Source organism: Chryseobacterium paludis (genome assembly GCF_025403485.1).
Classification (GTDB): Bacteria; Bacteroidota; Bacteroidia; order Flavobacteriales; family Weeksellaceae; genus Chryseobacterium; species Chryseobacterium paludis.
Map to the genome: position 1 here is coordinate 2,301,401 of NZ_CP099966.1, position 24,826 is coordinate 2,326,226.

At 36.2% G+C, this 24,826-nt stretch carries 10 protein-coding genes, 2 tRNA genes and 3 rRNA genes; 6 read left to right on the forward strand and 9 right to left on the reverse strand.

Features of this window, described 5'->3' with window-relative positions; translation table 11 throughout:
• Positions 1-7: 7 nt before the first annotated feature.
• The 3 genes from NG806_RS10285 to NG806_RS10295 form a co-directional block, all read right to left on the reverse strand.
• Positions 8-2,980 (reverse strand): SusC/RagA family TonB-linked outer membrane protein, encoded by a 2,973-nt coding sequence (locus tag NG806_RS10285; protein ID WP_214833558.1) that lies wholly within the window; start codon positions 2,978-2,980, stop codon positions 8-10.
• A 330-nt stretch (positions 2,981-3,310) separates the two neighbouring features.
• Positions 3,311-4,057: a glycerophosphodiester phosphodiesterase family protein gene (locus NG806_RS10290; RefSeq protein WP_214833561.1), complete on the reverse strand. Its 747-nt coding sequence runs from the start codon at positions 4,055-4,057 to the stop codon at positions 3,311-3,313.
• Between the two features lie 64 nt (positions 4,058-4,121).
• Positions 4,122-7,226 (reverse strand): TonB-dependent receptor, encoded by a 3,105-nt coding sequence (locus NG806_RS10295; protein ID WP_261512960.1) that lies wholly within the window; start codon positions 7,224-7,226, stop codon positions 4,122-4,124.
• A gap of 242 nt (positions 7,227-7,468) precedes the next feature.
• Here NG806_RS10295 and ligA point away from each other — a divergent pair, with 242 nt between their 5' ends.
• From ligA to NG806_RS10325, 6 genes are all read left to right on the forward strand, one after another.
• Positions 7,469-9,475: an NAD-dependent DNA ligase LigA gene (gene ligA, locus NG806_RS10300; protein WP_261512962.1), complete on the forward strand. Its 2,007-nt coding sequence runs from the start codon at positions 7,469-7,471 to the stop codon at positions 9,473-9,475.
• A 113-nt stretch (positions 9,476-9,588) separates the two neighbouring features.
• Complete coding sequence (locus NG806_RS10305; protein WP_261512963.1) at positions 9,589-11,886, forward strand: T9SS type A sorting domain-containing protein; 2,298 nt, start codon at positions 9,589-9,591, stop codon at positions 11,884-11,886.
• Between the two features lie 210 nt (positions 11,887-12,096).
• Positions 12,097-14,802: a DUF7619 domain-containing protein gene (locus NG806_RS10310; protein ID WP_261512964.1), complete on the forward strand. Its 2,706-nt coding sequence runs from the start codon at positions 12,097-12,099 to the stop codon at positions 14,800-14,802.
• Positions 14,803-14,916: 114 nt separating this feature from the next.
• On the forward strand, positions 14,917-15,564 hold the full coding sequence (locus tag NG806_RS10315) for an MgtC/SapB family protein (RefSeq protein WP_261512967.1): 648 nt from the start codon (positions 14,917-14,919) through the stop codon (positions 15,562-15,564).
• A gap of 171 nt (positions 15,565-15,735) precedes the next feature.
• A complete protein-coding gene (locus NG806_RS10320) occupies positions 15,736-17,874 on the forward strand; it encodes a S46 family peptidase (protein ID WP_261512968.1) in 2,139 nt (712 codons plus the stop codon).
• Between the two features lie 181 nt (positions 17,875-18,055).
• Positions 18,056-18,850, forward strand: a complete 795-nt coding sequence (locus NG806_RS10325) for an MBL fold metallo-hydrolase (RefSeq protein WP_261512969.1) — start codon at positions 18,056-18,058, stop codon at positions 18,848-18,850.
• 127 nt (positions 18,851-18,977) lie between these two features.
• Here the strand turns inward: NG806_RS10325 and NG806_RS10330 are convergent, their stop codons facing one another.
• The 6 genes from NG806_RS10330 to NG806_RS10355 all read right to left on the reverse strand — a co-directional run bounded on the left by NG806_RS10330 (position 18,978) and on the right by NG806_RS10355 (position 24,332).
• Positions 18,978-19,103, reverse strand: coding sequence for a hypothetical protein (locus tag NG806_RS10330; RefSeq protein ID WP_261512970.1), 126 nt, complete (start codon positions 19,101-19,103; stop codon positions 18,978-18,980).
• Positions 19,104-19,133: 30 nt separating this feature from the next.
• Positions 19,134-19,241: ribosomal RNA gene (gene rrf / locus NG806_RS10335) — 5S ribosomal RNA — on the reverse strand.
• A gap of 158 nt (positions 19,242-19,399) precedes the next feature.
• A 23S ribosomal RNA gene (locus tag NG806_RS10340) occupies positions 19,400-22,154 on the reverse strand.
• Positions 22,155-22,361: 207 nt separating this feature from the next.
• Positions 22,362-22,435: transfer RNA gene (locus NG806_RS10345), tRNA-Ala, on the reverse strand.
• 88 nt (positions 22,436-22,523) lie between these two features.
• Positions 22,524-22,597, reverse strand: a tRNA-Ile gene (locus NG806_RS10350).
• 218 nt (positions 22,598-22,815) lie between these two features.
• A 16S ribosomal RNA gene (locus NG806_RS10355) occupies positions 22,816-24,332 on the reverse strand.
• The 16S, 23S and 5S rRNA genes sit together here with 2 tRNA genes alongside, the layout of an rRNA operon.
• Positions 24,333-24,826 lie beyond the last annotated feature (494 nt).

Consider the following 24,826-nt stretch of genomic DNA (forward strand, 5'->3'; position numbering starts at 1 on the left):
TCAAATTTTAAAATTTAACATTAAGTTGAATTCCAACTGTTCTCGCTGTAGGCAATTGTCCCATTTCCACACCTGAAGTAATCTGATTGTCATTAAGCGTTGCTGCTTCAGGATCAAACAGAGGGAATTTTGTCCACATCCAAAGATTCCTGCCAAATAATGCTAAGGTCAGATCTGTTAATTTTAACTTCTCTGTAACGCTTTTTGGAAAAGAATAGGAGATCCGGGCATCTCTAAGCTTTATAAAGGAGGTATCAAATGAGTTGGTTTCAACATTAGCTCTTCTATAATAATCCGCATAATAAGAGGAAACAGCTACCCCTTTGGTATTAGGGGAATAAGAACCATCTGGATTTTGTACAACACCTTCGCCAACAATTAATCCATTCGGGTTATCTCTTCCTATTAAAGTATGTTCCAATTTTCCTTGCTCTGTCATTTTATGATGAGACTGTGAATAAGCTATACCTTTATACTGTCCGTCAAATGAAAAACTTACGGTGAAATTTTTATATCTGAATTCATTTTGGAGCCCTGCTCTCCATTTAGGATATGCATTACCAATTTTCTTCATCTGAGTTGGTTTTGCAGTTAGGCCATCAGCTCCATAAACCACCTGCCCATCCGGAGAGTACATTAATCCATATCCATACATGTCACCCAAAGAACCGCCTACAACTGCATTATAATACACCACTCCACCTACGCTTCCCATAGTGTAAGGTTCCCCTTGAAATTCAGATGGAAGAGATAGTATTTTATTTCTGTTCATCGACCAGTTGGCATTTACACTCCATGAGAAATTCTTATTCTTAACTGGAAAAGTATTTAAGGTCATTTCAAGACCTCGGTTTCTTATTTCACCTGCATTAATAACTCTGAGGCTATATCCTGTTTCCCATAATGCCGGAATCTTTACGATCTGATCTTTAGAATTGTTTTGATATGCAGTAATAGAATAGCTGATCCTGTTTTTAAGAATACTAAAATCCATTCCGGCCTCAATATTTGTAAGCATTTCAGGTCTTAAATTTGGATTCTGAAAAAGCGATGGTGATTCTACTGATCCGGCAAAAATGCTGTTATTGTAGTATTTCACTAATAAATACGGGTTGGTATCGTTTCCTACTCTGGACCATGATGTTCTGAGCTTCCAATAATTGAATTGATTAGATGTCAGCTTAAAAATATCGGAAAGAATAAATGAGACTCCCGCAGAAGGATAAAAATAAGAACGGTTTTCTTTTGGAAGAGTACTGCTCCAGTCATTTCTTGCGGTAAGATCCAGGAACATTTTATTTTGATATCCTAAAGTAATCAATCCATAGGTACTGTTAACCTGCTTATCACTTGGTGTAGCAAATTTAAATGATGGCGCTATCCCATTTGCAAGAGTATAAATCCCCGGCTTTAGTAAGCCATCAGCCAGATAATCATACATCGTGTATTCTGAATATCTAATGCTTCCCCCTGCCGATGCCGTAATATCAAAATCGTTAAAAGTAGTTTTATAAGTAAATAATAAATCGTTATTTAAATCTGTTTGTTTAATATGCTGCTCTCTGTACATCCCTTGTAAATAGTTGGCAGAGCTCCATGGTCTCTTCTGAGTACGTTCCTCATTGGTTAGTTCAAGACCGGATCTTAACATTACTTCGAAATTCTTGGTAATCTTATAATTCAGATTGACATTTCCGGTGATAAAATTCTTATCAACACCATTTAGCATTTCATAAGCGATCATATAAGGGTTATCGATATATGAACTAAAAGGATGGATCTGATCCACCTGGTATTTATCCTTTTTCCAGATCGGTTGATACCAAGCCAGATCCACATTAGGATTCTGGAAGATCATGAAATAAGAAATAGACTGGTTGCTATATCCTGTGGCGGGTAGATTATCACTTTTTGTTTTATTAAAAGTAAACTTAACCCCAACTTTTAATTTTTCATTTAATTTATGATCAAAGGATAGTGCTGCATTGAACCTGTCAAAACCAGTATTAGGCATCATCCATTCATTTTTCAGATACGTTAATGAAGTTCTGAAAGAAGTATTTTCGTTGGAGGTTTCCAGGGCAATGTTATTTGAAAATGTTGTCCCGGTCTCCCAGAAGCCTTTGATATTATCTTTATAAGGCCTCCACAATTGTCTTGTTAAGCTTTGACCTTCTACAGTGGGATCATATTGAAAATAGGACTGGCCATCGAATTTTGGCCCAAAAGCACTACTTGTACCTCCTGTACTTACTCCGTCCGGTGAAGCTCCATAAGAATAGAAATAATTCCCGTTGGTATCCTTCTGCATGGTACCCTGTCCATATTCGTATTGATAATCCGGCCATTTTAATACACTATCATAGCTGGAATACGAATTTAATGTAATCTGTATTTTTCCTTTTTTAGTTTTCCCGGATTTTGTGGTAATCATAACTGCTCCACCTGCTCCTCTTGAACCATATAAAGCAGCGGCGGTAGAGCCTTTCAGAATTGTTACTGTTTCAATATCATCGGGATTAATACTGTTGACCCCATTTCCATAATCGATTGGTAGATCGGCTTTAGCACCTGCTCCATAAGCAGAAAACCCGGTTCCTGTTGTTGATCCGTTTAAAGGAACACCATCCACTACAATAAGGGCATTGTTCTGATCCATATTCATGGAGATATCTCCTCGTAATTTGATCAATGAACTTCCTAAAGGTCCTGCTCCTGCTGTTTGTATTTTTAAACCCGCTACTTTACCTTCTAAAGACTGAGCCCAGTTATTATTCTGAGTTCTTAAAATCTCCTCAGATTTAATGGTTTCGGCAACATAACCTAAAGATTTATCCTGTCTTTTTATACCTAAAGCAGTTACCACAACTTCATCAATATTTTTTATGGTATCCTTTTTAGCTTTCTGCTGAGCTGTTAGGTTGACGCTAACTAATCCCAACAACGATAAAACCAATAGTTTCTGTGTCTCTTTACGCATATCCTTTTTTGTTTGCGCAAAATTAAAGCGACATTACCAGCAAGACCTTAACAAGGTTTTAACATTTATTAAAAAAATATTAAACCAAATATGAACTAATTATCAACAGAAAGTCACACAACGTTGGTTACCAACACAATAACTTAATTACGTATTTTTAATATGGATAGCATAACTCATATCCCTATCTTTATTGTCTTTTTCTGATAAAATAAAATTACACCATTAAAATATTGAATTTCAGATAATTAATACGGGTATATAAAAAAGGCTTACCCTTTAAAAGAGGCAAGCCTAAGATTTTTAAGTTTAAAATAAACCTTTAGATCATTATTTATTTTTCAGTTGATCAGGAATGTTTGTTGTAATAAACCCAATTCCCTGGCCTTTTAATTTGTCATATACAGCAACATCATTTACTGTCCAGGAGTTCGTAATTAATCCCAATGCTTTTGCTTCAGATATCCAGGTTGGATTTTTATCAAAAACACTGTAATGATAATCTATCCCGTCTAATCCTTCATTTTTGATCTGCTCAGGTGATAACTCTCCATTCAGATATTGAACTTTGAATTTTGGTTCAGCTTTCTTAATCTCTTTACAGATATTTAAACTGAAAGAAATAAATTCACTCTGAGATTCCAACTTCATGTCCTTGATCATCTTAACAGTCTTTTGAACCAATTCATCTTCTTTTTCCTTGGTCTTATCAGGTTTGATCTCAACGATCAATTTAAGTGATTTATCTTTCTTTCCCTGCTTTAGATAATCTTTCAATGTAGGAAAATTCTCACCATTTGATAGTTTCTCCTTCTCCAATTCCTTGAAATCCGTATCAGAAATTTCCATTTTTGCATGATGTTCATCGTGATTAACCACGAGAATACCATCTTTAGTCATCCTTACATCGAACTCAGCTCCGTAAATTTTTAACTTCTGAGCATTTTCCAATGACTTCAATGAATTTTCCGTTGTTGGCGGTTGTGATTGCCAATAGCCTCTGTGTGCGATAATCTGGGTTTGTGCATTCATTACAACTGTACTTAAAACTGCTAACCCTAAGATAATTTTTTTCATAATATAATCAGATAATTAAAAATGTCAAAGTTTAAGACTTTGACATAAAGGTAATATTAAATTTTTAGAAACTATATTTTGCTCCAATCTGAATTTGGTAAGGATTCCCTGATAAAGGCTCTAAACCACTGGTATTTAAACTATACGTAAGCTGCTTCGTAGCCTGATCGAATCCTGTAATTCTGTAAAGAGACATGTTACCATAGGATTTATTAATTCCCCATTCTTTGTTAAGTAAGTTTGCTACGTTAAAGATATCAACAGAAAGTTCGAAGGCTCCTATTTTTTCAAACTTGATCTTTTTTGCTACACGAACATCCCAAACTCCGTAGAATCCGTTCTTTCCACCATTTCTTTCAGCAATTTTATTATTGTAATCTGTGATATAATCTTTTAGCGCTTTTCCAACTTCAGGACTCTCAATCAACGTCTGTGTAAGATTTGGGAAAATATACGCTAAATCATTGCTATCAACGAAATCCCCATTTACATTTCCTCCAGCAGTTACTGAGAAACGTGTACCTCCCATTCCCACATATCGGATCCCCAAAGTAAAGCCAGCAATCGTAGGTGAGTTACCATAAATTACTACTTTATTTCTAAATTGATTATCAGAATATGACATTCTTAAATTTCTTGGATCACCTGAAACCAAAGTAGATAAAGTCGCAGAGTTTGCTACGTTTCCGTTGTAAGAAGTGTTGTCTTTAATATCTGCCCAAGTATAACTCGCTGTAATTTCTCCATCTTTCCAATAGCGGTAACTTGTATCTGCTACGAAAGAGAACTGATTAACCTTTCCATCACTTACAAGCTCAAGCACTCTTCCAAATTTTTTGTTAATTGTTCCTTCTTTCCAGTTCATTGCGCCGTTTGCGCCGATTGTAGCTGCCGGAACATATACTCCTCTCCCGCCTTCATTATTCAATGTGAAAAAAGGATTAGAAACCATATTTCGGTCATAATAGAAATAATTATTTCTTCCCAAAGCCATATATCCTGCAATTCCAGCTCTAAACCTTTCATTAAAGAAGTGGGTATAAGAGATATTTGCCTTGTAAACGATAGGAATTTTTGCGTCTTCTCCTGTATAGTTAATTGTTGGAAGCTGATTTTGAGGCAATGAAGGAACCGTTCCGTAATCATTTCTGTAACTATTAAAATCAGGAGTCAAACCAATTTGTGAAGGATTAACATCTACTGTTGCTAAGTGTCTTCCATCGAATACCAAATTATTGATAATCATATAATTGTTGATATCTGAAGAGAAAATACCAGCTCCGAATTTCACGAAATCTTTATTTCCTTCATTAATATTCCAATCAAACTGAAATCTTGGTTGAATAATAAATGACTTGATTTGGTTATCGGTTCTGATACCCATCTCATCAAATAATTTTTGATTCAATTCTGCCTTTGGATAACCTCCGTAATCTAGTCTTAAACCAGCCATTAAATCAAGACCTTTAGCGATCTTAGTTTGAATCTGACCGTATACACCTAAATTGTAAATATTCGATTTCACAGAAGGATCATCCATCAAAGGAACTTCTCTGTAATATCTGTACGCAATAAGATTGTTGAAATTATATAGATTATCTCCCCCATTCACTGTAGGATTTTCCCTGAAATGGAATCTTCCGTTCACCTCACTTCCGTATATAGATTTTGCCATTGTATACATTAAATCTGCTCCGAAAGTATATTTAATTTTATCTGTATTGTAATATAAATTATCAACAATCTGGAAAACATTATTTCTAAAACTTTCCTGTCCAAAACGGTGACCTCCAATCTGGATATTTGTCGCTTTATCTTTTCCGTCTATACTTGAAACAACGTTCTCAACGATCGCTCTGGGAACAGCATGTCCCAATTCGTCATTCTGATAACTATCTTGTGATGTGAATAAATACTGGGCTTTTAATTCGTTCGTCATATTAGGCTTTAAGTTGGATCTTAAAGTCAATAATAAACTGTTATCTAAGTTCTTATCATTTCCATAAGATTCAAATGCATTAATTGACGTATTGTCTCCTAATCCGTTTTTATTTAAATCGTACGTAAAGTTGTTTCTTAATGTTAATAAGTTATTAGGATTGATCTGCCAGTCTAAACGTAAAAATGCTGCATCAGAATTTCTTACTTTGTCAAAACTTCCAAACTGAGGGGTATTTCCAACTCCGTATTTAGCTCTTGCAATATCTAAGAATTTATTTAAAGTAGCCGTTGTTGTATTTAATCTCAATTCATCATCATGCGATTTAATATCTGCAATCTGCAAAGGTCTTGAATCTAACTGATGATCCCAAGCCACAAAAAAGTGTAATTTATTTTTGATAATTGGGCCTCCCAATGAGAAACCAAACTGAGAAGTCGAGAAATCATTATTAATCTTGTTCCCTCTGATATCATACTTACTGGAAAGCCAATTTGTTCTTAAATATTCCCAGGCACTTCCTGAAAATTTATTGGTTCCGGACTTTGTTACAGCACTTACTGTTCCCCCCCCACTTCTTCCTAAGGTAACATCATATTGATTGGTTGTGATTTTAAATTCACGAACCGCCTCTATTGAAATAGAAAACGGAGCACCACTTCGACTTGTCGTAGAACCTGCAGAAGTTGGATTTTTTGCTGTCATTCCGTCAATAGTAAAGTTAGTAGAAGATCCTAACTGACCTGAAATACTTCCGTTTTTACCACTTAAAGGAGATAAATCACTAAGACTGGTGAAGTTTCTTCCATTTACTGGTAGAATTCCGATGTTTTTAGCAGAAATAGCTGTAGTTGCCCCAAGGTTTCCAATTTTATTTTTCAGATTTCCTGTTACAACTACTGTTTCAATCACCTTTTCATTACTTCCAAGATTGACATCTACAGTAACCTGATCTCCAAAATTGACATTGTAACCTTCTCTTTTTTCATCATTTACAATAACCGTATAAGGTCCACCAAGTGGAATCTCCTTGAAGATATACTCCCCTTTTGAATTCGTCTCCGTTTCTGTTCTAAAACCCGTTGACTCATTCACAATGGTTACCTTCACTTTTTCCTGGGTGTTAGTTCCGGTGATTTTTCCGATAATAGAGGCCTGCGTTGTCTGTGCATAAGCCAGTGTTCCAAAGCTTAAAAACAACAATCCTAATACAATCTTTACTTTTCTCATCTTTTCAAATTAGCTGGGGCAAAGGTATTGGGTCTGATGTGGCTAAGTGTTTACGAAAGCTTTAACATTTTTTTAATTAAATTATAACCATATGTTAAATAATTACTAATAAAACATTTATCAATTACATTATCAACCACTTATACCACATTACAAAATCTTAATTTTCTGTGATTATTTAATTGTCTTATTTTCTAAATGATATTTGTTTTAGTTATTTTTGCTCAAAAGAAAGAATCGCAATGTCCGAAAACATTCAACAAAAGATAGAGCAGCTTCGTAAAGAGCTTCATCAGCATAATGAAAATTATTATTTACTGGATGAACCTACCATTTCAGATTTAGAATTTGATCTGTTACTAAAGGAGCTTCAGGATCTTGAGGCAAAACATCCTGAATTTCACGATGTGAATTCTCCCAGTATGCGTGTTGGTGGTGGGATAACCAAAAATTTCCCAACCATTCTGCATCAATTCAGAATGTATTCTCTAGATAATTCTTATGACTTTGATGATCTTGAAGATTGGGAAAAGCGTATTATTAAAACCATTGATGATCCGGTAGAGTTTGTTGCTGAACTAAAATATGATGGAGCTTCCATTTCTATCCTTTATGAAAATGGGAAGTTGATACAAGGGGTTACCCGTGGGGATGGATTTCAGGGAGATGAAATCACAGCTAACGTACGTACCATTTCAGATATTCCATTAACCTTGAAAGGTGATTTTCCTTATCGTTTTTTTATGCGTGGTGAGATATATCTGACCAGAAAAAATTTCGACAAAATCAATAAACTCCGTGAGGAAGAAGGTCTGGATCCTTTCATGAATCCAAGAAATACCGCAAGCGGAAGTCTAAAGATGCAGGACAGTGCTGAAGTTAGAAAGCGTGGACTTTCATCTGTATTATATCAATATATTTCTGAAGAAGTCCCAGCAGAAACGCATTGGGAATTGCTTCAAAAAGCCCAGACCTGGGGTTTTAAAACATCTCAACAGGCAAAGCTTTGTAAAACGTTAGATGAGGTAAAAGATTTTATCACTTTCTGGGACACAGAGCGACATAACTTACCATTTGAAATCGATGGAATTGTATTAAAAGTTAATTCTTTACAACAGCAAAGACAGCTTGGATATACTGCAAAATCACCTCGTTGGGCCATGGCTTATAAATTTAAAGCTGAAAAGGTAGAAACAGAGTTACAAAGTGTTTCTTATCAGGTAGGAAGAACGGGTGCTATTACTCCGGTTGCGAATTTAAAACCTGTTTTACTAGCCGGAACGATTGTCAAGAGAGCCTCCCTTCATAATGAAGATATCATTAAAAAACTTGAGCTTCATGAACATGACTTTGTTTATGTAGAAAAGGGTGGCGAAATTATTCCTAAAATTGTTGGGATCAACAAAGACAAAAGAAACAACGCAAGCAAAGAAATTGAATACATCAAACATTGTCCTGAATGTGGAACAGAACTTATAAAAGTGGAGGATCAAGCCATCCATTTCTGCCCGAATGAGCTGCATTGTCAACCACAGGTGGTTGGAAGAATGATCCATTATGTTTCCAGAAAAGCTTTAAATATAGAAAATTTAGGAAGTGAAACGATTGAACAATTATATAGAGAAAAACTGATCGAAAACCCTGCAGATTTTTATACTTTAACGAAGGAACAGCTTCTACCCCTGGAAAGAATGGCAGAAAAGTCAGCTCAGAATATTATCTCAGGAATTGAGAAATCAAAAGAAATTCCTTTTGAAAAAGTTCTTTATGGAATTGGTATCAAACATGTTGGTGAAACGGTTGCAAAGAAACTGGTTAAAAATTTTGCAACCATAGATGATTTAAAAGCTGCTACTGCTGAAGAACTCTGTCAGGTTGAAGATATAGGATCAAAAATCGCCTATAGTATTGAAGCCTTTTTCAATAATTCTGAAAATATTTTAATGTTGGAGCGCCTAAAATCTTATGGAGTTCAGCTGGAAAAAGGAGAAAACACAAATGAAGTTTTATCGAACGTCCTTGATGGAAAAACATTTCTCTTTACCGGAAAACTATCTTTATTCACAAGAGAATCTGCTGAAGATATGGTAGAAAAGCATGGTGGAAAAAATATTTCTGCTGTTTCTAAAAATCTTAATTTCCTTGTTGTAGGTGAAAAGGCAGGAAGCAAATTAAAAAAAGCTCAGGATATCGGAACAATTGAAATACTTGATGAACAGCAGTTTTTGGATTTGATAGAAAAACAATAAAAATTTTATAGTTTTCACTAATAATTAACAAATAAGCCATTGAGATATAGTCTTAATGGCTTACTTTTGCTCATCTACTAATAAACTAAAAAATAACAAACTAATAATAATCCATGAAAAAAATCTACTTAATCATTGGTATGATTATGTTTACTGTGTTTCAAGCACAGATTGTAAATATTCCTGATGCAAATTTTAAAAGCTTACTGGTCTCTGATTATCCATATATGGCCAAAGACCTTTATGATAACAATACAATCATCGACACAAATCATGATGGAGAAATTCAGCTGTCCGAGGCTGCTAATATCAGTAAATTAGATTTAGATATAGATCAAATGCCAAGCTATTCAAGTCTTTTTAATAATATTGTTTCAACAGTAGGAATAAAAAGCTTCACTAATCTTACAAACCTTTCTATAGATAACTTCCCGTTATTGCAAACCATTGATCTAGGTAATAGTCCTTTATTGCACAAATTAGATATTAGCAGATGTTATGTACTATCATCAGTAAACATTCAAGGTTGTACTCAATTATATGATCTTGACATTTTTTTTAGTAATATACCTTCTATTGATCTGTCCGGATTAACAAACTTGTACGAAGTGAGCATGACGCAATGTCAGCTTTCTAATATATATTTTAACAATAATATTAATCTCAACAGCCTATCGTTAACATCAAATCATCTTCAAACATTGCCTTTAAATCAAACACCCAATTTAAAATTTTTAGTTATTGCAGGTAATCAATTTACAACACTTAATTTTAATGCTTTCCCAAATCTTCAATCTTTAAATTGCACATACAATCATTTTACAACTATTGATCTATCTCAAAATGCAAGTCTACAATCTTTTGCCTGCGACATGAATCCTAATCTTCAATCTTTATTTATTAAGAATGGAATCAATAACTTTACACAAAACTATAATTCAACTTTCTCCAGTACTCCAAATCTTGTTTATATTTGTGCAGATGACTCTGAAATTTCCAATGTAGTTGCTCTATTACCATCTACAAGTTCATGTGTTGTAAACTCATATTGTTCCTATACTCCAGGTGGAACATTTTACACAATCTTAGGGAAAACAAAGTATGATGGCAATAATAACGGATGTGATATTAATGATATAAGCAAAGCTTTTCAAAAATTCAACATTACTAATGGAACTACTTCAGGTAGTGTGATAGCAAACAACTCTGGAAATTATTCGATTCCTGTACAAGCAGGTTCCCATACAATAACACCTGTTCTTGAAAATCCAACCTATTTTAATATTTCACCTATAAGCGTCACAGCTAACTTTCCAGCTCAAGCAAGTCCATTAACTCAAAACTTTTGCATGACAGCTAATGGGACTCATAATGACCTTGAAGTAGTTATAATCCCTGTTACTGCTGCAACACCCGGTTTTGATACAAAATATAAAATCATTTATAAAAATAAAGGTACTACAACACAATCAGGAACTTTGATTTATAATTTCAATGACGATCTGATGAACTATCTAAATTCTACGATTGCTCCCAATTCACAATCAACGGGAATTCTATCATGGAATTTCACCAATCTTTTGCCTTTCGAGACCAAAGAAATTATAGTAACTTTTAAATTAAATACACCAACACAAATACCTGCTTTAAATGGTGGGGATATATTGCATTACACTGCACAGGTTAATGCAGCCACAGATGATACACCGGTAGATAATACATTCACTTTAAACCAAACTGTAGTTAATTCTCTCGATCCGAATGATAAAACGTGTCTTGAAGGAACTTCTATTACTCAGGCTAAAGTTGGAGATTACGTTCATTATCTTATCAGATTTGAAAATACGGGTACAGCCAACGCGCATAATATTGTGGTAAAAGATGAAATTGATGCTACGAAATTTGATATTTCAAGCTTAGTATCTCTTCATGGAAGTCATAACTTTGTAACAAGAGTAAATTCGAATGTTGTAGAATTTATATTTGAAAATATTCAACTTCCTTTTGATGATGCCAATAATGATGGATATGTTTCATTTAAGATCAAAACAAAATCCAATTTGGTTATTGGGGATAGTTTCAGCAATACAGCTAAAATCTATTTTGATTATAATGCACCTATCATTACCAATACTTCTACGACTACTGTTCAAAATACTTTAGGAACAATCGAAAGTAATAATGATAAAACTCAATTCAGTATTTATCCGAACCCTGTAAAAGATGTTTTATTCATTAAATCAAAAGAGAATATTGTAAAAGCTGAAATTTATGATGCAACAGGAAGAATTTTGAGTTCTGTAAGCGTAACCGATAATTCGATCAATACTTCTGAACTTACGAAAGGAAATTATATCATCAAATTATTCACAAAAGATAAATCTATCATGCAGAAGTTTATCAAGAATTAATTTAAACTCATTTATAAAGCGCCAAGACTGTCTAATAAGACAGTCTTTTTTATTCAAATTATGACAATAAAAAAATTGAAAACCTTATTGAAAACCAATAAATTAATTTAATACAAAAGGAAAAAAATAAACCATTGAGATTACATCTTAATAGCTTACTTTTGTGCGTTTTTAACTAACGAAAAAATTTAATGCAATAATATAAACCGCATGAAAAAAATCTACATCATTATTTCTTTAATTTTATTTTCTGTGTTTAATGCGCAGATTGTGAATATTCCGGATGCGAATTTTAAAGCAAAACTCTTATCTTCAACTAATTCTAATGAAATAGCAGTAAATGCTTCAGGAAATGGCTTTAAAATTGATGCAAATGATGATGGAGAAATTCAAGTGTCAGAAGCATTAGTTGTAGCCAAGCTTAAGATTGAAAATAATTTAGGTTCAATTGTGGATGTTACTGGAATTAATGCATTTATAAATCTTAAAGTACTTACTATTAGTGATAACAATTTAACTTCTTTAAGTTTAAATTTACCATTTTTGAATTATTTAAGTGTAGGTTCAACTCAGTTATCGGTAATAAATATTGCAGCTTGTACCAGTCTTGAAACAGTATGGCTTTCTAGTAATAATACAAGCTTATCTCTTAATAATAGTAATGTAACTTTTTTGAGCTTAGATGGGCTTAATCTTCAGACAATAAATTTACAGGGTTGTCCTGCCCTTAAAAATGTGCAATTAAGTGGTATAGTTCTTCAAAATATAAATGGAAGTAATATGTCCAATCTGGAAGAGGTAACTATTACTGATGCACCTCTTTTATCACAAATAAACTTTAGCGCTTCGCCAATGATTGAAAAATTCACCATCAATAATACTGGCCTACCTAATTTAAATCTTGCAAATTTTACTAGTCTTGAGCTTTTAAGCGGTACAAATAATTCATTTCAAAATGTTATTTTAGATGGTTGTATCTCTCTTTTAAGTATTAATTTGCCCAATAATCATATAGCAAGCTTAAGCATGGGTAATGTAAATAACATTGCATCTATTACTTTATCAAAAAATAATTTAACATCTCTTTCTCTAAACAATCTCAATAACTTGGGTCATTTGGATTGTAAAGAAAATAATATTTCAAATTTAACTTTAAACAATTTACCAAATCTCCAAAATTTATATCTCACTTCCAATCATCTAACAAGTCTTAATCTTTCAAGTACACCAAAAATTAGTTCATTACTATGTAGTTATAATCAATTAGCAAATTTAGATTTGAGTTTACTTACTAAGTTGCAAACTATTGAATGCTCAAATAATTTATTACCAGAGCTTAATTTTACTAATAACAAATTATTATCTTATTTACAGTGTACAAACAATCCTAATCTTACAAAAATATTTCTCAAAAACGGCTCATCTCAACCTATTTCTTCCACTTACTTATTTCCAAATCCAAGTCTAACATATATATGTTGTGATGATGAGGAAATGGCTCTTTTCAATTATGCATACAGTAACAACGGTAGTACCGTTATTAACAGTTATTGTTCATTTACACCTGGAGGCCCTTTCTACACTATTGAAGGAAATACAAAGTACGATTCAAATAATAATGGATGTGATGTCAATGATAATAATAAAGCCCTTCAACATTTTAAGGTAATTGGTGGTGGATTAACTGGAAATGCCTTTGCTAATAGTTCGGGGAACTATTCAATCCCTGTACAAGCCGGTTTTCAAACAATAATTCCTGTTCTTGAAAATCCAACCTATTTTAACATCTCGCCTTCAAGTTTTACCGCAAATTTTCCAACTCAAGCAAGTCCATTAATTCAAAATCTTTGTGTGACAGCTAATGGGACTCATAATGACCTTGAAGTAGTTATAATCCCTATTATTGCTGCAGCACCTGGTTTTGATACAAAATACAGAATCGTATATAAAAATAAAGGTACTACAACACAATCAGGAACTTTAATTTATAATTATAATGATGATCTGATGAATTATCTAAATTCTACGATTTCTCCCAATTCGCAATCAACAGGAATTTTATCATGGAATTTCGCCAATCTTTTACCTTTCGAGACCAGAGAAATTATAGTAACTTTTAAATTAAATACACCGACACAAACACCTGCTTTAAATGGTGGGGATATATTGCATTACACTGCACAGGTGAATGCAGCCACAGATGATACACCGGCAGATAATACATTTACTTTAAATCAAACGGTGGTTAATTCTTTTGACCCAAATGATAAAACTTGTTTGGAGGGATCTTCTATTACTCAGGCCAAAGTTGGAGATTACGTTCATTATTTAATTAGGTTTGAAAATACCGGTACAGCTAATGCACATAATATTGTGGTAAAAGATGAAATTGATGCCACGAAATTTGACATTTCAAGCTTAATACCTCTTCATGGAAGTCATAATTTTGTAACAAGAATCACTAATCCAAATGTTGTAGAATTCATATTTGAAAATATTCAGCTTCCTTTTGATGATGCTAATAATGATGGATATGTTTCCTTTAAGATCAAAACAAAATCTAATTTGGTTATTGGAGATAGTTTCAGCAATACAGCTAAAATTTATTTTGATTATAATGCACCTATCATTACAAATACTTCTACAACTTCTGTTCAAAATACTTTAGGAACATCGGAAATTAATAATGATAAAATACAATTCAGTATTTATCCGAACCCTGTCAAAGATGTTTTATTCATTAAATCAAAAGAGAATATTATAAAGGCTGAGATTTATGATATAGCGGGAAGAATTCTAAGCTCTGTAAGTGTAACCGATAATTCGGTCAATACTTCTGAACTTACAAAAGGAAATTATATCATCAAATTATTCACAAAAGATAAATCTATCATGCAGAAGTTTATCAAGAATTAATTTAAACTTATTATAAAAATCTAAGACTGTCTTAATAGACAGTCTTTTTTTATCTGCTTTCGTTATCACTTAAGAATTTATTGTACTTTTATTCAAGGTTTTAATTTTAGACAAATGGATTTTCTACAAGATCACTATTCTATACAAAATGAGTTGTTATTGATATTCATCTCAGTAATGCTTGGGCTTTTTATAGGGGCAGAAAGAGAATACCGAAATAAATCAGCGGGACTCCGAACTTTTATCCTGGTATGCTTCGGATCTTGCCTATTCACTATTTTATCTATAAAAATAGGAGTTGAAAATCCCGACCGTATTGCTGCAAATATTATTACAGGTATTGGTTTTTTAGGAGCCGGAGTTATTTTTAAAGGTGATAACAAAATAGATGGAATTACGACAGCCACAACGATATGGGCAACAGCTTCAATAGGAATGGCCATCGGTTCTGGATATGTTTACTTTTCTTTATTAGGAACTGCTTTAGTGCTATTGGTTCTTAGTTCACTTAGCTACCTTCAAAACTTTATTGATAACAACCATAAAATCAGAGAATATAAAATAGCTATTTCAGCTTCAGATCATATTAGTCATTGTGAAGAATTATTCAGAAATAATCATTTAAAGTTTCTTATTATGAGGCAACAATATGCCCAAGGAAGTTTAACAACAACATGGAGGCTTACAGGAAATACTAAACATCATGAATTCTTAATCAAGCAAATGATGAATGACCCCAAAATTATATCTTATCAGTTTTAAAGTAATAATACTTTATGCTATATCTCAATCAAAAATACCTTTATCACAATACAAATATATTTTTCACCAGAAGGTATTAAGTACCCTTTTATTTATATCTGCGCGTGTTTTCAGCACATTTTGTAACCTATAATTTTAATTTTCTTCGTAAATTGAGCAAAATTTTTGATTATGATAAAAAAGATACTTTTATCTGCATTTCTTTTGCCTGCTGTGATGGCTTTTGCTCAGCAATACGGAGGAATGTGGATCCCCACGGAGCTGAATGAAAAGGAAATGAAGGACCTGGGAATGAAAATCTCTGCAAAAGACATCTTCAACCCTCAAAAAGCAAGTATTAAAGATGCTGTTGTACAATTCAACGGTGGTTGTACTGCTGAGATCATTTCACCAAAAGGGCTACTACTGACGAATCATCATTGTGGTTACGGGCAGATTCAGGCTCATTCTACCGTACAAAATGATCTTTTATCTAATGGTTTCTGGGCAAAAAACATGAGTACAGAACTTCCTAACCCGGGAGTAACAGTAGATTTTATCGTAGATATCAAAGAAGCAACTGATCAGATTTTAGAAGGAACAGATAACCTTACAGAGCCTGAACTTTCAAAGAAAATCAACACCAATATTGAGATTTATAAAAACGCTCAAAAAATAGAAAACTACCAATCTATTTCTGTAAAATCTATGTATTATGGTAATAAATATTACGCTTATACAATAGAGACCTATAAAGATATTCGTTTGGTCGGTGCACCACCACAAAGTATCGGAAAATTCGGAAGTGACACAGATAACTGGGTTTGGCCGAGACATACAGGGGATTTCTCTATGTTCAGAATTTACGCCGATAAGAATAACAAACCCGCAGAATATTCAACAGACAATGTTCCTTATGTACCGAAACATTATCTTCCGGTTTCTATCAAGGATAAAAATGAAAATGATTTCACATTTGTATTCGGTTTCCCAGGAAAGACAACGGAATATCTTCCAGCTATTGCAGTTGAAAAGATCATGAATGAAATTGATCCTGCGAAAATAGCGGTTCGTGATGTTGCTTTAAAAACCTTGGACGAGAAAATGCGTACTGATAGCGGAACACGCATAAAATATGCATCAAAATATGCATCTGTAGCCAACTACTGGAAAAAATGGATCGGTGAGACTGAGGGTCTTAAAAAGTCCAATGCAGTTGAGAAAAAAGTAATGTATGAAGGTTCTTTGGTTGCTAAAAATCCTGAAATTAAAACAACTTTAGATCAATTAAATAAACTGTACACAGAACAAGCTCCTTATGCTTTAAACAATGCATATTACTCTGAGGTGATCAGAAATGCAGAAACTTTAGCATTAGCTAACTTGTATTCTAATTATATTGCTTCTGTAGAAGCAGGAAGAATGGATGAAAAGGCAATTACTGCTTTAAAAAATAAATTAACTTCATTTTACAAGGATTACAGTCCTGAACTTGATGCAAAAGTAACTGCTAAATTGCTAGCATTGTATGCAAACAAAACAGCACCACAATTTCTACCTTCCGGGTTTGATAAGTTCAAAAATGAAACCCAGAATATCCAGAATATAGAAGAAATTTCTAAAAATTCTGTTATCACAGGTAGAACAACTGTAAATGGAGCTTCTCTAAGTTCTGATATCGACAAAGCATTTTCTAATCAGGATAAGTTGATCAAAACGCTTAAAAAAGACCCTGTTTATCAATTATTTTCAAATATAAAAGATACTTATACTAAAACCGCTGATCCTCAGTTTACAGGAATTCAGACAAAAATTGATGCTTTACAGAAAAAATTCATGGCGCAGCAGATCACAACAGATAAAGACAGAAAGTTCTTTCCTGATGCGAACTCTACACTTCGTGTAACGTATGGTAAAGTGAAAGGTTCTAGTCCCAGAGATGCTGTTTCTTATGGTTATCAGACACACCTAGCTGGGGTTATAGAAAAATATGTTCCTGGAGATTATGAATTTGATGTTCCAAAAAAACTAATTGATCTTTATAACAAAAAAGATTTTGGAAATTACAAAGATAAAGGTGGTGATGTTCCTGTAGGATTTACAGCTACCAATCATACAACAGGAGGAAATTCCGGAAGCCCTGCTCTAGATGCTTATGGAAATTTGGTAGGATTGAATTTTGACAGACAATGGGAGGGAACAATGAGTGACATTAATTATGATCCTCGTTTCAGCAGAAATATCATGGTTGACACTAAATATATTCTATTCATTATTGATAAATTTGCCGATTCCAAATGGCTGATCGATGAGATGAAAATTATAAAATAATTGTTTCTACAACTATAAATTTTAAAACCTATTTAATCACTTAAATAGGTTTTTTTGTTTTTATATAAACTTGCAAATCATTCTATTGGAATCTAAGGATAACTGTTACACATAGGTAAAATCTATAGAAAATTAATTTAATGAGATCAAAGCAGTTTGTAACTTTAATAAAAACTCTTTTATGAATGATAATCATCTTAAAATGTGTACAGAATGTGGCACACAATATCCCGAAGACCTTACAAATAATATATGCATCATTTGTGAAGACGAAAGACAAGCAGTGCCTCAAAGTGGACAGTCCTGGACAAATCACGAAAAGCTATTAGAAAATCATAGTGTAGAAATAAAAAAGCTCAACGACAGGCTATATGAATTCTTAATTACACCTAGATTCTCTATCGGACAGCGAGCTCTATTTGTAATCTCGGAAAGTGGTAATATACTTTGGGACTGTATCCCTCTGCTTGATGAAGGGGTTATAGAATTCATTAAAATTAATGGTGGCCTAAAAGTTATTGCATTCTCTCATCCACATTACTATTCAAATATGAAAATGTGGGCAAAAGCTTTTGGTTGCAAAATTTATATTCATGAAAAAGATAAAGAATGGATAGTGAATGGTGGAAGTTTCATAGAATTGTGGAATGGCAATAATATCAAGCTATGGGACGAATTCAGGCTCCATAATATTGGTGGTCACTTTGAAGGAAGTTCTGTCATAGAAATACCTTGGATGAGCGAAAACGGAACTCTTTTAATTGGAGATACTATGTATTTATCTCCATCAATGAAACATTTTGCAACGATGAGAAGCTATCCAAACAGAATCCCACTTCCGCTAAATGAAATTAAAAGAATTGAAAAACGCTTTGAAGAAATAAACTTTGATACCATTTATGGCTTTTACTCTTATCAGAATGTTGAAAAAAATGCAAAAGAAATTGTAAATAACTCATTTGACAAATATCAGTAATGGATGGTACTTAAAAATGTAAAATGGAAAGTTTACCAGCAGAGTTTTAAGTTTTGGCTAAAGCCTAGTGGATTTTGATTTATATGGAAGGTGGGCTAAAGCCCACCTCTATTGATAAAGCTATTATTTAAAAAGTAGTAGTAGTAGTAGTAGTAGTAGGAGGAGGAGGAGGAGGAGGAGTAGGAGGAGGTTCATTATTCATCATTGATACTGGGTTCTTTTTACATGATGTAGGTAACAAAAAAAGTCTCATACAAACTAATGTATGAGACTTTTAAATAAAAACTGGCGGCGACCTACTCTCCCGCTTTCGCAGTACCATCGGCGCTGGTGGGCTTAACTTCTGTGTTCGGAATGGGAACAGGTGAGCCCCACCGCTAAAACCACCCTAAAGAAGGTATATAACGTAGAATGTACTTTGTATTAACGTAAAACCTATTGATCATTATCATTAATACTTTTTACTATTGTACATTTTACATGTTTTTTATCGATAAAAACGTTCACAAAGACAAAACCTTTATTGCGCAATTAAGTGCCTACCAATTAGGCTATAAATCTACGGGTAATTAGTACTACTCGGCTATGCTGTTACCAACTTTACACCTATAGCCTATCAACGTGGTCATCTCCCACGACCCTTAAAAGATGTCTCATCTTGAGGCGAGTTTCGCACTTATATGCTTTCAGTGCTTATCTCTTCCAAACGTAGCTACTCAGCGGTGCACCTGGCGGTACAACTGATACACCAGAGGTTTGTTCAATTCGGTCCTCTCGTACTAGAATCAAGCCCTCTCAAACATCTAACGCCCGCAATAGATAGAGACCGAACTGTCTCACGACGTTCTGAACCCAGCTCGCGTGCCACTTTAATGGGCGAACAGCCCAACCCTTGGGACCTTCTCCAGCCCCAGGATGTGACGAGCCGACATCGAGGTGCCGAACCTCCCCGTCGATGTGAGCTCTTGGGGGAGACTAGCCTGTTATCCCCGGAGTACCTTTTATCCTATGAGCGATGGCCCTTCCATGCGGAACCACCGGATCACTATGTCCTGCTTTCGCACCTGATCGACTTGTAGGTCTCACAGTCAAGCACCCTTATGCCATTACACTCTACGCACGGTTACCAAGCGTGCTGAGGGTACCTTTGAAAGCCTCCGTTACTCTTTTGGAGGCGACCACCCCAGTCAAACTACCCACCACGCAATGTCCTTCTAAAAGAAGTTAGGCTCCAAGTAAGTAAAGGGTGGTATTTCAACGTTGACTCCACAAACACTAGCGTGCCTGCTTCAAAGTCTCCCACCTATCCTACACATTACTTACTCAAAGTCAATACGAAGTTATAGTAAAGGTTCACAGGGTCTTTTCGTCCCATTGCGGGTAATCGGCATCTTCACCGATACTACAATTTCACAGAGCTCATGGTTGAGACAGTGCCCAGATCGTTACACCATTCGTGCAGGTCGGAACTTACCCGACAAGGAATTTCGCTACCTTAGGACCGTTATAGTTACGGCCGCCGTTTACTGGGGCTTCAGTCAAACGCTTCGGTTACCCTAACGCCCTTCCTTAACCTTCCAGCACCGGGCAGGTGTCAGACCCTATACAGCATCTTTCGATTTAGCAGAGTCCTGTGTTTTTGATAAACAGTCGCCTGGGCCTCTTCACTGCGGCCAGCATTGCTGCTGGCGTCTCTTCTTCCGAAGTTACGAGACTATTTTGCCTAGTTCCTTAACCATGATTCACTCTAGCACCTTAGGATTCTCTCCTCGACTACCTGTGTCGGTTTTGGTACGGGTTGCTTCACTTCGGCTTTTCTTGGAAGCACTTTCCCTGCAGCAGCTTCGCCCGAAGGCTAGGCCTTGACTATTCCGTCAGTCTCCAGCAAGTACGGCACTCCGTCCCCTTTTTAGTGTGAGCAAGTATGGGAATATTAACCCATTGTCCATCCACTACCCCTTTCGGGTTCGCGTTAGGTCCCGACTAACCCTCAGCTGATTAGCATGGCTGAGGAAACCTTAGTCTTTCGGTGAGGGGGTTTCTCGCCCCCTTTATCGTTACTTATGCCTACATTTTCTTTTCTGTACGCTCCACAATGGCTCGCGCCACTGCTTCTGTGCAAACAGAATGCTCCCCTACCAGATGTACATAAGTACAAATCCATAGCTTCGGTAATATGTTTATGCCCGATTATTATCCATGCCGGACCGCTCGACTAGTGAGCTGTTACGCACTCTTTAAATGAATGGCTGCTTCCAAGCCAACATCCTAGCTGTCAATGCAGTCCAACCGCGTTGCTTCAACTTAACATATATTTGGGGACCTTAGCTGTTGGTCTGGGTTCTTTCCCTCTCGGACATGGACCTTAGCACCCATGCCCTCACTGCCGTAGAACATTTATTAGCATTCGGAGTTTGTCAGGAATTGGTAGGCGATGAAACCCCCGCATCCAATCAGTAGCTCTACCTCTAATAAACTTATATACGACGCTGCACCTAAATGCATTTCGGGGAGTACGAGCTATCTCCCAGTTTGATTGGCCTTTCACCCCTACCCACAGGTCATCCGAAGACTTTTCAACGTCAACCGGTTCGGTCCTCCACTCTGTGTTACCAGAGCTTCAACCTGCCCATGGGTAGATCACAAGGTTTCGCGTCTAATCCTACTAACTATACGCCCTATTCAGACTCGCTTTCGCTCCGGCTCCGGACCTGAAGTCCTTAACCTCGCTAGTAAAATTAACTCGTAGGCTCATTATGCAAAAGGCACGCCGTCACCCAACATGTGGGCTCCGACCGCTTGTAGGCGTACGGTTTCAGGTTCTATTTCACCCTTCTATTCGAAGTGCTTTTCACCTTTCCTTCACAGTACTTGTTCACTATCGGTCTTTCAGGAGTATTTAGCCTTGGAGGATGGTCCCCCCATATTCAGACAGGATTTCACGTGTCCCGCCCTACTCATTTATCATCAAAATATACCTTTCAAATACGGGGCTATCACCCTCTATGGCTGTTCTTTCCAGAACATTCTTTTAAATATATAAAGACTTTTGGGCTAATCCGCGTTCGCTCGCCACTACTTACGGAATCTCTTCGATTTCTTTTCCTCCGGGTACTTAGATGTTTCAGTTCTCCGGGTTTGCTCCTCTTACGAGGTGACTGGTCTTCAACCAGCCGGGTTGCCCCATTCGGACATCTCGGGATCAATTCGTGTGTGCCAATCCCCCGAGCTTTTCGCAGCTTACCACGTCCTTCGTCGCCTCTGAAAGCCTAGGCATCCGCCATACGCCCTTAACGATTTCTTTCCTAATTATTAATTAGTTCAGTATTTTTTGCTCAGCATTGCTGCCAAGCTATTTTTTGTAAACTCAAACGCTTAATTGCGCTCGGTTTTCTCTTTGTGATATTTTTACCGTTAATGTCAATGATCTTAATGTCTTTCTGCTTGTCTGATGAATGAATATTTGTTTTGGCTCTATTCATTATACTTTTAAATCAGACTCACAAAACTGTGGAGAATAAGGGAGTCGAACCCTTGACCTCCTGCGTGCAAGGCAGGCGCTCTAGCCAGCTGAGCTAATTCCCCCTCTAGTCAGACTTCAGATTACAGATTACAGATCCCAGAATTAAATCTGATCCCTACCATCTATTATCTTCCCGTCTTTTTCAATTAGTAGTCTCGGGCAGGCTCGAACTGCCGACCTCTACATTATCAGTGTAGCGCTCTAACCAGCTGAGCTACGAGACTGTCTTGTTAGACTTTTAGATTAAAGACTCCAGATATCAGACCTCATTGTCTTTCTTCTTTTATCTTTCATCTTGCCTCTCTTCCCTATACTAATTTCTAGTGGGTTTTGTATTTTTATATATATAATCAACCAAATAAAAAACTAAAGCATACTTTAAGTAAGTACATGATACACTTAAGTATCTTTAATTTTGTTTATCGTCCCGAAAGACGCTCTAAAATGAGATGTTCCAGCCGCACCTTCCGGTACGGCTACCTTGTTACGACTTAGCCCTAGTTACCTGTTTTACCCTAGGCAGCTCCTTTTACGGTCACCGACTTCAGGTACCCCAGACTTCCATGGCTTGACGGGCGGTGTGTACAAGGCCCGGGAACGTATTCACCGCGCCATGGCTGATGCGCGATTACTAGCGATTCCAGCTTCATAGAGTCGAGTTGCAGACTCCAATCCGAACTGAGACCAGCTTTCGAGATTAGCATCCAGTCACCTGGTAGCAGCCCTCTGTACTGGCCATTGTATTACGTGTGTGGCCCAAGGCGTAAGGGCCGTGATGATTTGACGTCATCCCCACCTTCCTCTCTACTTGCGTAGGCAGTCTCACTAGAGTCCTCAACTTAATGCTAGCAACTAGTGACAGGGGTTGCGCTCGTTGCAGGACTTAACCTAACACCTCACGGCACGAGCTGACGACAACCATGCAGCACCTTGAAAATTGTCCGAAGAAAAGTCTATTTCTAAACCTGTCAATTCCCATTTAAGCCTTGGTAAGGTTCCTCGCGTATCATCGAATTAAACCACATAATCCACCGCTTGTGCGGGCCCCCGTCAATTCCTTTGAGTTTCAAACTTGCGTTCGTACTCCCCAGGTGGCTAACTTATCACTTTCGCTTAGTCTCTGAATCCGAAAACCCAAAAACGAGTTAGCATCGTTTACGGCGTGGACTACCAGGGTATCTAATCCTGTTCGCTCCCCACGCTTTCGTCCATCAGCGTCAGTTAAGACATGGTAACCTGCCTTCGCAATTGGTGTTCTAAGTAATATCTATGCATTTCACCGCTACACTACTTATTCCAGCTACCTCTACCTTACTCAAGACCCGCAGTATCAATGGCAGTTTCATAGTTAAGCTATGAGATTTCACCACTGACTTACGAGTCCGCCTACGGACCCTTTAAACCCAATAAATCCGGATAACGCTTGCACCCTCCGTATTACCGCGGCTGCTGGCACGGAGTTAGCCGGTGCTTATTCGTATAGTACCTTCAGCTTTCCACACGTGGAAAGGTTTATCCCTATACAAAAGAAGTTTACAACCCATAGGGCCGTCGTCCTTCACGCGGGATGGCTGGATCAGGCTCTCACCCATTGTCCAATATTCCTCACTGCTGCCTCCCGTAGGAGTCTGGTCCGTGTCTCAGTACCAGTGTGGGGGATCACCCTCTCAGGCCCCCTAAAGATCATTGACTTGGTGAGCCGTTACCTCACCAACTATCTAATCTTGCGCGTGCCCATCTCTATCCACCGGAGTTTTCAATATCTAATGATGCCATCAAATATATTATGGGGTATTAATCTTCCTTTCGAAAGGCTATCCCCCTGATAAAGGTAGGTTGCACACGTGTTCCGCACCCGTACGCCGCTCTCAAGATTCCGAAGAATCTCTACCGCTCGGCTTGCATGTGTTAGGCCTCCCGCTAGCGTTCATCCTGAGCCAGGATCAAACTCTCCATTGTATGTTTGTCTGACTCACTCAAAGTTATTTTACGCTTTAGTTTTTCCTTACTTGGTTGTTATATTATTTTTCAATGATCTCTCTTCTTCCGCTTTATACCGTAGCCTCATTTTCTGTCGTTTGGACTACTGATTTGCGAGTGCAAAAGTAAATGTTTTTTTTGATGTGACCAAATTTTTCCGAAAGAAAATTTAAAGTTTTTTTAGTAACCTTAATCCCTATCTCTTATTCAATCCTATACTCTCCTGCGCTCCCTTAATTGGGACTGCAAAGATACAAACTTTTATCAATTATCAAAATAAAATATTATTTATTTTTCTAACCTTCAGTCCTATTTACTTATCGTCTGCGCTACCTACTATCTCTCGTTTTCAGTGGGGCAAAAGTAGAAACTTTTGGTATATCTACCAAGCTTTTCACAAACTTTTTTAATGTAAAATATATAACTAACTGACTTTCGGTATTAAAAATTTTAATCAAGATCTCAAAACGTAC

What these genes read in the sequence shown, in the direction of transcription:
- NG806_RS10285 (WP_214833558.1), bottom strand. Translation starts at nt 2,980, where the DNA reads ATGCGTAAAGAGACACAGAAACTATTGGTTTTATCGTTGTTGGGATTA.
- NG806_RS10290 (WP_214833561.1), bottom strand. Translation starts at nt 4,057, where the DNA reads ATGAAAAAAATTATCTTAGGGTTAGCAGTTTTAAGTACAGTTGTAATG.
- NG806_RS10295 (WP_261512960.1), bottom strand. Translation starts at nt 7,226, where the DNA reads ATGAGAAAAGTAAAGATTGTATTAGGATTGTTGTTTTTAAGCTTTGGA.
- ligA (WP_261512962.1), top strand. Translation starts at nt 7,469, where the DNA reads ATGTCCGAAAACATTCAACAAAAGATAGAGCAGCTTCGTAAAGAGCTT.
- NG806_RS10305 (WP_261512963.1), top strand. Translation starts at nt 9,589, where the DNA reads ATGAAAAAAATCTACTTAATCATTGGTATGATTATGTTTACTGTGTTT.
- NG806_RS10310 (WP_261512964.1), top strand. Translation starts at nt 12,097, where the DNA reads ATGAAAAAAATCTACATCATTATTTCTTTAATTTTATTTTCTGTGTTT.
- NG806_RS10315 (WP_261512967.1), top strand. Translation starts at nt 14,917, where the DNA reads ATGGATTTTCTACAAGATCACTATTCTATACAAAATGAGTTGTTATTG.
- NG806_RS10320 (WP_261512968.1), top strand. Translation starts at nt 15,736, where the DNA reads ATGATAAAAAAGATACTTTTATCTGCATTTCTTTTGCCTGCTGTGATG.
- NG806_RS10325 (WP_261512969.1), top strand. Translation starts at nt 18,056, where the DNA reads ATGAATGATAATCATCTTAAAATGTGTACAGAATGTGGCACACAATAT.
- NG806_RS10330 (WP_261512970.1), bottom strand. Translation starts at nt 19,103, where the DNA reads ATGAGACTTTTTTTGTTACCTACATCATGTAAAAAGAACCCAGTATCA.